Origin of the sequence: Serratia montpellierensis, from assembly GCF_020858655.1 — a bacterium.
Lineage (GTDB): Bacteria > Pseudomonadota > Gammaproteobacteria > Enterobacterales > Enterobacteriaceae > Serratia > Serratia montpellierensis.
In genome coordinates this window covers 1,077,066-1,084,908 of record NZ_VOSN01000005.1, presented here as the reverse complement: position 1 = coordinate 1,084,908, position 7,843 = coordinate 1,077,066, and the positions used below count along the sequence as shown (strand labels likewise).

Here is a 7,843-nt window from a genome sequence, read left to right as displayed (position 1 = left end):
GGAGCGGTAGTTCAGTTGGTTAGAATACCTGCCTGTCACGCAGGGGGTCGCGGGTTCGAGCCCCGTCCGTTCCGCCACTTAATTGATAAGCCCTGAGTCTCTGACTCAGGGCTTTTTCATATCTGAATTTTGCGCTTCTCAGGCTGGAATTGTCCCTCCTGACAGCCTTGCTTTCTCCATATTGTTGCCTTTAGATCAAAAGTCTTATGCCGAACCAGGCGTTTTTGATCAATAAAAAAGTTGCCATAATCTTCCTCATACCGCATCTACCCGTTAATGAGAGAAAACATTATGAGCATCCCTGCATTTGGTTTAGGTACTTTCCGCCTTCAGGATCAGGTTGTTATCGATTCTGTCAGCACCGCACTCGAGCTGGGCTATCGCACTATCGATACCGCACAGATCTATGAAAACGAAGCGGCTGTTGGCCAGGCTATCGCTGCCAGCGGTGTGAAACGTGAAGACCTGTTCATCACCACCAAGATTTGGATCGCGAACCTGGCGAAAGGCACGTTGATCCCAAGCCTGCAAGAAAGCCTGAAAAAACTGCAAACGTCCTACGTTGATCTGACGCTGATCCACTGGCCGTCACCCAACGATGAAGTGTCGGTTGCCGAGTTTATGGCTGAGCTGCTGGAAGCGAAAAAGCTGGGGCTGACTCGCCAAATTGGCGTATCTAACTTCACCATCGATTTGATGCAGCAAGCGATTGACGCGATTGGCGCCGATGAAATCGCCACCAACCAAATCGAGTTGTCACCGTTCTTGCAGAACCGTAAGGTGGTAGCATTCGCGCAGCAGCATGGCATCGCCATCACTTCTTACATGACGTTGGCCTATGGCAAAGCGCTGCAGGATGAAACGATCAAAAGCATCGCCGCACGTCACAATGCGACCCCTGCACAGGTTGTCCTGGCTTGGGCACTGAAGCTGGGCTATGCGGTTATTCCATCCTCGACCAAGCGTGAAAACCTGGCGAGCAACCTGTTGGCGCAGCAACTGACGCTGACTGACGAAGATATGGCGCAGATCGCCGCACTGGAGTGCAACGGCCGTCTGGTTAGCCCGGAAGGCCTGGCGCCAAACTGGGATTAATCATTCCTCGCAGTAGTTAACTTAAGGCGTCCACCGGGGCGCCTTTTTTATCGTTTCAGATATTCACTCACAAAATCAATAAAGCTGCGCAGACGGTTGCTGACGGCGCTGTCGCTGTAATATACCGCGTTGATCGGCATGGCGACCGGCAGCGTTGCTTCTACCAGAACCGGGACTAAATCTCCGCGTTTGATATCTTCGTCGCTCATAAAGTCCGACAGGCAGGCGATGCCGTTGCCATGCAGGCAGAGATGACGCTGGGTTTCTCCGCTATTGGTGGTCAAGCCGGGAGTAATTTCCAACTGGCTGCCATCTGAACAAGCCAGCGGCCAGCGATTTAAGCTGGGCAGGTCGTTGAATCCGATGCAGCAGTGGTGTTCAAGATCTTCTACCGTTAGCGGCGTGCCGTGCTGGGCCAGATAGGCGGGGGAGGCGAGCACATGCCGATAGCTGGTCATGAGTTTACGTGCTTTCAGCGTGGAATCGGTCAGCTCGCCTACGCGGATTGCGATATCCACTTTTCGCTCGATCAAATTGATAAAGTTTTCCGAAGACACCAGCGATAACGACATTTCAGGATAACGTTCGCGGAACTCCGCCACTAAAGGCGTCAGCATATGCAGCACCACCGGCGTTGCCGCATCGACGCGCAGCAGGCCTTGCGGACGCTGGCGGCTTTCCATCAGCGCATTTTCTGCCGCGGCCATGTCGTTCAGTACCTTCTGCACCTGACGAAAGTAATTCTCTCCTTCCTGAGTCAGGCTGATTTGGCGCGTGGTGCGGTTGAGCAACGTCACCCCCAGTTTACTTTCCAGCTTTTTCACCGTTCGGCTGACTACGGAATTCGCTTGTTCCAGGCGTTCGGCCGCCCGGCTGAAGCTGCCGCTTTCCACGACGGTGACAAAGGTGATCAGCTCGTCTGAGTTTGCTTTCATTTTTGCTCCCGTGGCAAAGTTAATTTGAAATTTTGAGCATTTTTATCATTTAAGCATAGGCCGATAATCGTCGTCATCAACTTGAATGTTATTTCGGAGTAAAAAATGCCTCTCGCATTACTTGCCTTAACCATCAGTGCTTTTGCTATCGGCACGACCGAGTTCGTGATTGTCGGGTTGATCCCGACGATTGCGGAGCAGCTGGGGGTGACCGTACCGTCCGCTGGATTGCTGGTGACTATCTATGCCCTCGGCGTTGCTATCGGCGCGCCGGTACTGACGGCCCTGACCAGTCGCATACCGCGCAAAATGCTGCTGGTTGGTTTGATGGTGCTGTTCACTCTCGGCAACCTGTTGGCCTGGCAATCACCAAGCTATGAATCGTTGGTGATCGCCCGGTTGTTGACCGGCCTGGCGCACGGCGTATTCTTCTCTATCGGTTCCACCATCGCGACGAGCCTGGTGGCGAAAGAGAAGGCGGCTTCCGCCATCGCCATCATGTTTGGCGGCCTGACGGTGGCGCTGGTGATCGGCGTACCGCTGGGAACGTTCATCGGCCAGCAGTTTGGCTGGCGTGAAACCTTCCTGGCCGTTTCTCTGATTGGCGCTGTCGCTACGGTGGCCAGCATTATTCTGGTGCCGAACAATATCAAAAACCAGGGCAGCGCCGGCGTGCGGGAACAGCTGAAAGTACTGACTCATCCTCGTCTGCTGTTGATTTATGCGATTACCGCTTTGGGATACGGCGGGGTCTTCACGACCTTTACCTTCCTTGCGCCGATGATGCAGGAACTGGCGGGTTTCTCTGCTCCAACCGTGAGTTGGATACTGTTGGCTTATGGCGTCGCTGTGGCGGTGGGCAACATCTGGGGGGGCAAGCTGGCCGACCGTCATGGGGCCGTGCGTGCGTTGAGCTTTATCTTTGCTGCGCTGGCCGTTTTATTGCTGGTATTCCAGTTTACTGCGAGTTATAGCATTGCCGCTCTGCTGACGGTAATTGTGATGGGCGTGTTCGCTTTCGGCAACGTGCCGGGGCTGCAGGTGTATGTGGTGCAGAAAGCCGCGCAATATACGCCAAATGCGGTGGATGTGGCATCCGGTCTCAATATCGCGGCGTTCAACATCGGTATTGCGCTCGGTTCGGTGATTGGCGGTCAGACCGTCGCCTCACTGGGGCTGGCGCAGACTCCCTGGATTGGCGCGCTGATCGTGGTGATTGCACTGTTGCTGGTTAGCCTCAGCGGCCGCCTGGATAAAAAGTCTCAGTTGCAAACGGCTTGATACACAAAATCATTGCTGTCTGGCCCGCATTTTGCGGGCTTTTTCGCATTTTTCACCTATTACTCCCTGTCTTTACACAGCTATACCGTCAGAAGATTGAAATCGCTGCAGACGGCCCCTATAACTGAAAAGGTAATGCCCGCAAAAGCCATGCCCTCTGTGCAGGGGAGGCGTATAATCATTTCATCGTTGGCGAGTGTTCATCGCCAGTTTTCACGTTAATGGGTAATAGGCGAATCGCGTGCCGAAACGAACTTATGCAATGAGGTATGTTGCAGGTCAGCCAGTTGAGCGAATTTTTCCTGGCGCCGTTAACCAGCCGTTGCCGCCCGGGGCTGCGCTGCCGACGACCGGCGCTCTGCGCGTCATGGTATGGAATATTTTCAAACAGCAACGAGCCGACTGGCTTTCGGTGCTGAAAAATCATGGCAAAGATGCGCAGCTGGTGTTGTTGCAAGAGGCGCAAACCACGCCGGAGCTGGTGAGCTACGCTACCGCCAACTATCTGGCGGCCGATCAGGTGCCGGCCTTTGTGCTGCCGCAACATCCTTCCGGCGTGATGACGCTGGCAGCCGCTCATCCGGTTTACTGCTGCCCGCTGCGCGAGCGTGAGCCGCTGCTGCGGCTGTCCAAGTCGGCCTTGATCACCGTTTATCCGCTGTACAATGGCGAGCTGTTGATGGTGGTGAATATCCATGCGGTGAACTTCAGCCTGGGCGTCGACGTGTACAGCAAGCAGCTGGGGCCGATTGGCGAGCAGATCGCCAGCCACCGGGGGCCGGTGATCATGGCGGGGGACTTCAACGCCTGGAGCCGTAAACGTATCAATGCGCTGTATGACTTTGCCGGCGAAATGGCGCTGCGCGAGGTGAGCTTCACCGACGATCACCGCCGCAAGGCCTTTGGCCGCCCGTTGGACTTCGTGTTTTACCGTAACCTGGGGGTCGTGGAAGCCTCGGTGCTGGTGACCAGCGCGTCGGATCACAATCCGTTGTTAGTGGAGTTTCACCCGGAGAAGGACTCGCCGGTTTGGTGAATTGCAGGTAATAAAAAAGCACCCCGAAGGGTGCTTTTTTTGTGCCGAAAATTTAAGTATCCGGCGTCATCTTGTTGCCGACAAACAGGGTCAGCTTCAAACCTGGCTGCAGGCTGCCTTTGGCGAGCGTTGAATTCCAACGCATCACGTCGTTAATATCGACGCCGTGACGACGTGCGATACTGGCAAGCGAATCACCTTTGCGAACCTGGTAGGTGATGCTGCTGTTACTGCCAGTATTGCTGGCCACTTGCAGGGTTTGCCCAACTTTTAAGGCGCTTTTGGCGCGCAAGTTGTTCCAACTCTGCAAATCGCTGGTCTTAACGTTCAGCCGCTTGGCTATGGCCGATAAGGTGTCGCCGGAGCGCACTTTATACGAACTGCCACCGGACAAACCGCTGTTCTTCGCCAACTGCGTCGTTGGTTGAGTCACGGCGATCTGGCCATCGGCCAGCGAGTCTTTCAGCTGATCGGCATGCCCTTTGGGAACCATGATGTAATGGGGCCCGTTGGGTGCCGTAACGCCTTTTTTATAGCCTGGGTTATACGCTTTCATCTTGGTGACTGAAAGCCCCGCCATCTCAGCCGCCTGAGTCAGCTGGATCTGCTGCCCGACATCGATACGCGCCAGCGCACGGGTTTCATCCGTTTTCGGGAGTTTCACACCGTACTTCTTGCTGTTCTTGATGATGTCGCTCAGCGCCAGCATTTTCGGGACATAGATTGACGTTTCACGCGGAAGCGACAATGCCCAGAAATTGGTTGGCTTACCCTGGCGTTTGTTTGCCTTCACCGCTTGCATCACGCGGCCTTCACCACTGTTATAGGCGGCTACGGTCAGTAACCAGTCGCCGTTAAACATGCGGTTCAAGCGCTGCATCATGTTAAGCGCAGCGGTTGTCGAGGCGACGACATCGCGCCGACCGTCATACCACTGATTGTTTTTCAAACCATAATTGCGACCCGTTTGCGGCACGATTTGCCATAGCCCTGCGGCGTTGGCACTTGACGTGGCGTGTGGGTCAAAAGCGCTCTCCACTATGGGTAGCAGTACCAGTTCCATCGGCATATTACGTTTCTTAATCTGCCCGACTATCCAGTACATGTACGGCTCTGCCCGTAATGTTACATCGTGGAGATAGCTCTTACTTTTTAAGTACTTTCTTTTCTGATCACGGATCCGGGAATTTTCCGGAACCTCCATCTTCAGCTCGTCGCTAATGAAGTTCCACAGGTCCTGTTGCGCGGCGGGACTGTTGTTATCCAACCACCGCGCCGAGCTCGCTCGGCCATTTGCTGTGTACTCTCCTGCTTCACCATCTTGACCAGCCGAAGACAAACTCTGTGCATGCTGTTCTGGCGCCGGTGCGTCCTGCCTGGACGACTGGCAACCCACTAGCAAGACTGAGGCGAGAAATATCGCTTTAGCCTTCATGTGTGTGTCAATGTAGTTGCTTAAAAGACGAGCAATAATACTTTGCTTCGCCAAATAACACAACTAAAAGCTTAGAAGTTATCTTTCTGCAGGCGTAATTCGGAAAAAACCGAATGAAGGCTTTCCGGTGGTGAATTAAAGCCTAATTTCTTTTGTAAATCAGCGTCATGGCAACGTAAAAACAGGTTAATTTTGCGCTCTAATTGCAACGTGGTCGGCACGCTGGCTTGGCCTTTTGCCCTTAATGCTTCAACATGTTGTTGATATGTTTCAATCTCTCGATCTTCCGGCAAAATAGCTCGCGCAAACTTAAGATTTGAAAGAGTATATTCATGCGCGCAGCAAATTAAGGTGTTATCGGGAAGTTGCGCGAGTTGTTGAAATGAGTCGTACATTTGTTTGGCGGTGCCTTCAAACAGTCTGCCACAGCCGGCGGAGAAAATTGTGTCGCCGCAGAACAGATAAGGGGCACTATAGAATGCCACATGGCCCAACGTATGGCCGGGAACGGCGATAGTCCTGTAATGGTGGCCATCAATGTCAAAGGTGTCGCCGTCGCGGACGATGTGGTTGGCGCCTTTGTCCGCCGTTTCTTGCGGCCCATAGACGGCCAGACCGGGATACTTCGCGACGATTTGCGCCACGCCGCCGACGTGATCGTGATGGTGGTGGGTCAACAGGATCGCCGACGGCGCCAGTTGCAGACGCTGCAGCGCCTCGAGCACCGGTCGCGCTTCACCCGGATCGACGATAATGCAGCGTCCCTGCCGGTCATCCAATAACCAAATGTAATTGTCCTGGAAGGCGGGAATGCTGATAAGATTCATGGTGTACCTCTCGTTGGCAACGGCTTGAAAGAAGATAATAAATCATGAAACCAGCCCATACTCTACAAAAGCTCACCGGCCCGCAGTCATGGGCTGAGCTGCCGTGGGGGGAGTACTATCGTGAAGCGCTCGAGCGGCAGTTGCAACCCTGGTGGCCGAAGCTGTTCGGTTTCCATCTGCTGAAGATGGGCATGCTCAGCGCCGAGCTGGCCACGGACAAATGCGCGATTTCCCATCAGGTCAACGTAGGGCAGGAAGGCGAAGGGCTGCAGGTGATCGCCGATGCCTATCAACTGCCGTTCGCCGCCAAGTCGGTGGATGCCTGCCTGTTGGCGCATACGCTGTCCTATGCGGACGATCCGCACCGCATGCTGCGCGAGGTGGACAGGGTATTGATCGACGACGGTTGGTTGGTTATCAGCAGCTTCAATCCGTTCAGCCTGCTGGGATTGGGCAAGCTGGTGCCCGGATTACGTCATCGCCAGCCCTATGTCAGCCGCATGTTTACCCAGATGCGGCTGTTGGATTGGCTAAGCCTGCTGAATTATGAGGTGCTGCATCAGTCGCGTTTTCACGTGCTGCCGTGGCATCGCAAGGGCGGTAAGTTTTTATGCACCCATTTGCCGGCGCTGGGCTGCATGAGCGTGATTGTGGCGCGCAAACGCACCTTGCCGCTGACGCCTACGCCGATGAAACTGGGGGCGAGAAAGCCTTCTCTCAGCCGCGCGGTGGGCGCGACCAAGAGCTACCGCAAACTGCCTTAGGCTTCCGGTTGGTAACCGACGTCTTCCTGCGTCGGCTTGCCGGCCGCTTCGCGCGCCAGCACGTCACAACGTTCGTTCTCCGGGTGGCCGGCGTGGCCTTTGACCCATTCCCATTTTACCTCGTGGCGCTGAATGGCCAGATCCAACCGCTGCCACAGATCGACATTCTTGACCGGCTTTTTGTCGGCGGTTTTCCAGCCGCGTTTCTTCCAGTTATGGATCCAACTGGTGATGCCCTGGCGCACATACTGGCTGTCGGTGCTGAGCGTCACGGCGCAGGGTACGGTCAGCGCTTCCAGCGCCACGATCGCCGCCATCATTTCCATGCGATTATTGGTGGTCAGACGAAAACCCTCGCTGAAGGTTTTTTCCGTCTGCTTATAGCGTAATATCGCGCCGTAGCCACCGGGGCCGGGGTTGCCAAGGCAGGAGCCGTCGGTGAAAATCTCTACCTGTTTGAGCATCTCTGG

8 protein-coding genes and 1 tRNA gene are annotated in these 7,843 nt (G+C 54.8%); 5 read left to right on the top strand and 4 right to left on the bottom strand.

Annotation, left to right across the window (positions count from 1 at the left end):
- Both FUU19_RS10665 and dkgB read left to right on the top strand, forming a co-directional pair.
- Positions 1-77, top strand: a tRNA-Asp gene (locus FUU19_RS10665).
- 214 nt (positions 78-291) lie between these two features.
- Positions 292-1,095 carry a 2,5-didehydrogluconate reductase DkgB gene (gene dkgB / locus FUU19_RS10660; protein ID WP_141970857.1) on the top strand — a complete coding sequence of 268 codons (804 nt, stop codon included), beginning with the start codon at positions 292-294 and terminating at the stop codon, positions 1,093-1,095.
- Between the two features lie 47 nt (positions 1,096-1,142).
- On the opposite strand, the gene yafC is transcribed toward dkgB, so the two are convergent.
- On the bottom strand, positions 1,143-2,030 hold the full coding sequence (gene yafC / locus FUU19_RS10655) for a DNA-binding transcriptional regulator YafC (protein WP_141970855.1): 888 nt from the start codon (positions 2,028-2,030) through the stop codon (positions 1,143-1,145).
- A gap of 105 nt (positions 2,031-2,135) precedes the next feature.
- On the opposite strand from yafC, the gene FUU19_RS10650 reads away from it, so the two are divergent.
- Complete coding sequence (locus tag FUU19_RS10650) at positions 2,136-3,311, top strand: MFS transporter (protein ID WP_230490027.1); 1,176 nt, start codon at positions 2,136-2,138, stop codon at positions 3,309-3,311.
- A 241-nt stretch (positions 3,312-3,552) separates the two neighbouring features.
- A complete protein-coding gene (locus FUU19_RS10645) occupies positions 3,553-4,347 on the top strand; it encodes an endonuclease/exonuclease/phosphatase family protein (RefSeq protein ID WP_025160092.1) in 795 nt (264 codons plus the stop codon).
- Positions 4,348-4,399: 52 nt separating this feature from the next.
- Here the strand turns inward: FUU19_RS10645 and mltD are convergent, their stop codons facing one another.
- Positions 4,400-5,782, bottom strand: coding sequence for a murein transglycosylase D (gene mltD, locus FUU19_RS10640; protein WP_141970853.1), 1,383 nt, complete (start codon positions 5,780-5,782; stop codon positions 4,400-4,402).
- Positions 5,783-5,853: 71 nt separating this feature from the next.
- Entirely contained in the window at positions 5,854-6,609 is a 756-nt protein-coding gene (gloB, locus tag FUU19_RS10635) for a hydroxyacylglutathione hydrolase (protein WP_141970851.1), read from the bottom strand.
- A gap of 44 nt (positions 6,610-6,653) precedes the next feature.
- Between gloB and FUU19_RS10630 the strand changes: the two genes are divergently transcribed.
- On the top strand, positions 6,654-7,373 hold the full coding sequence (locus tag FUU19_RS10630) for a class I SAM-dependent methyltransferase (protein ID WP_197833149.1): 720 nt from the start codon (positions 6,654-6,656) through the stop codon (positions 7,371-7,373).
- Here the strand turns inward: FUU19_RS10630 and rnhA are convergent.
- The gene (gene rnhA, locus FUU19_RS10625) at positions 7,370-7,837 is read right to left on the bottom strand and encodes a ribonuclease HI (protein ID WP_033649910.1); all 468 of its coding nucleotides are present in this window, start codon (positions 7,835-7,837) and stop codon (positions 7,370-7,372) included. The two genes, FUU19_RS10630 and rnhA, sit on opposite strands and share 4 nt — an antisense overlap.
- Positions 7,838-7,843: the final 6 nt, after the last annotated feature.

Coding starts and splice junctions, on each gene's coding strand:
- rnhA (WP_033649910.1), bottom strand. CDS start 7,837: ATGCTCAAACAGGTAGAGATTTTCACCGACGGCTCCTGCCTTGGCAAC.
- FUU19_RS10650 (WP_230490027.1), top strand. CDS start 2,136: ATGCCTCTCGCATTACTTGCCTTAACCATCAGTGCTTTTGCTATCGGC.
- gloB (WP_141970851.1), bottom strand. CDS start 6,609: ATGAATCTTATCAGCATTCCCGCCTTCCAGGACAATTACATTTGGTTA.
- mltD (WP_141970853.1), bottom strand. CDS start 5,782: ATGAAGGCTAAAGCGATATTTCTCGCCTCAGTCTTGCTAGTGGGTTGC.
- yafC (WP_141970855.1), bottom strand. CDS start 2,030: ATGAAAGCAAACTCAGACGAGCTGATCACCTTTGTCACCGTCGTGGAA.
- dkgB (WP_141970857.1), top strand. CDS start 292: ATGAGCATCCCTGCATTTGGTTTAGGTACTTTCCGCCTTCAGGATCAG.
- FUU19_RS10630 (WP_197833149.1), top strand. CDS start 6,654: ATGAAACCAGCCCATACTCTACAAAAGCTCACCGGCCCGCAGTCATGG.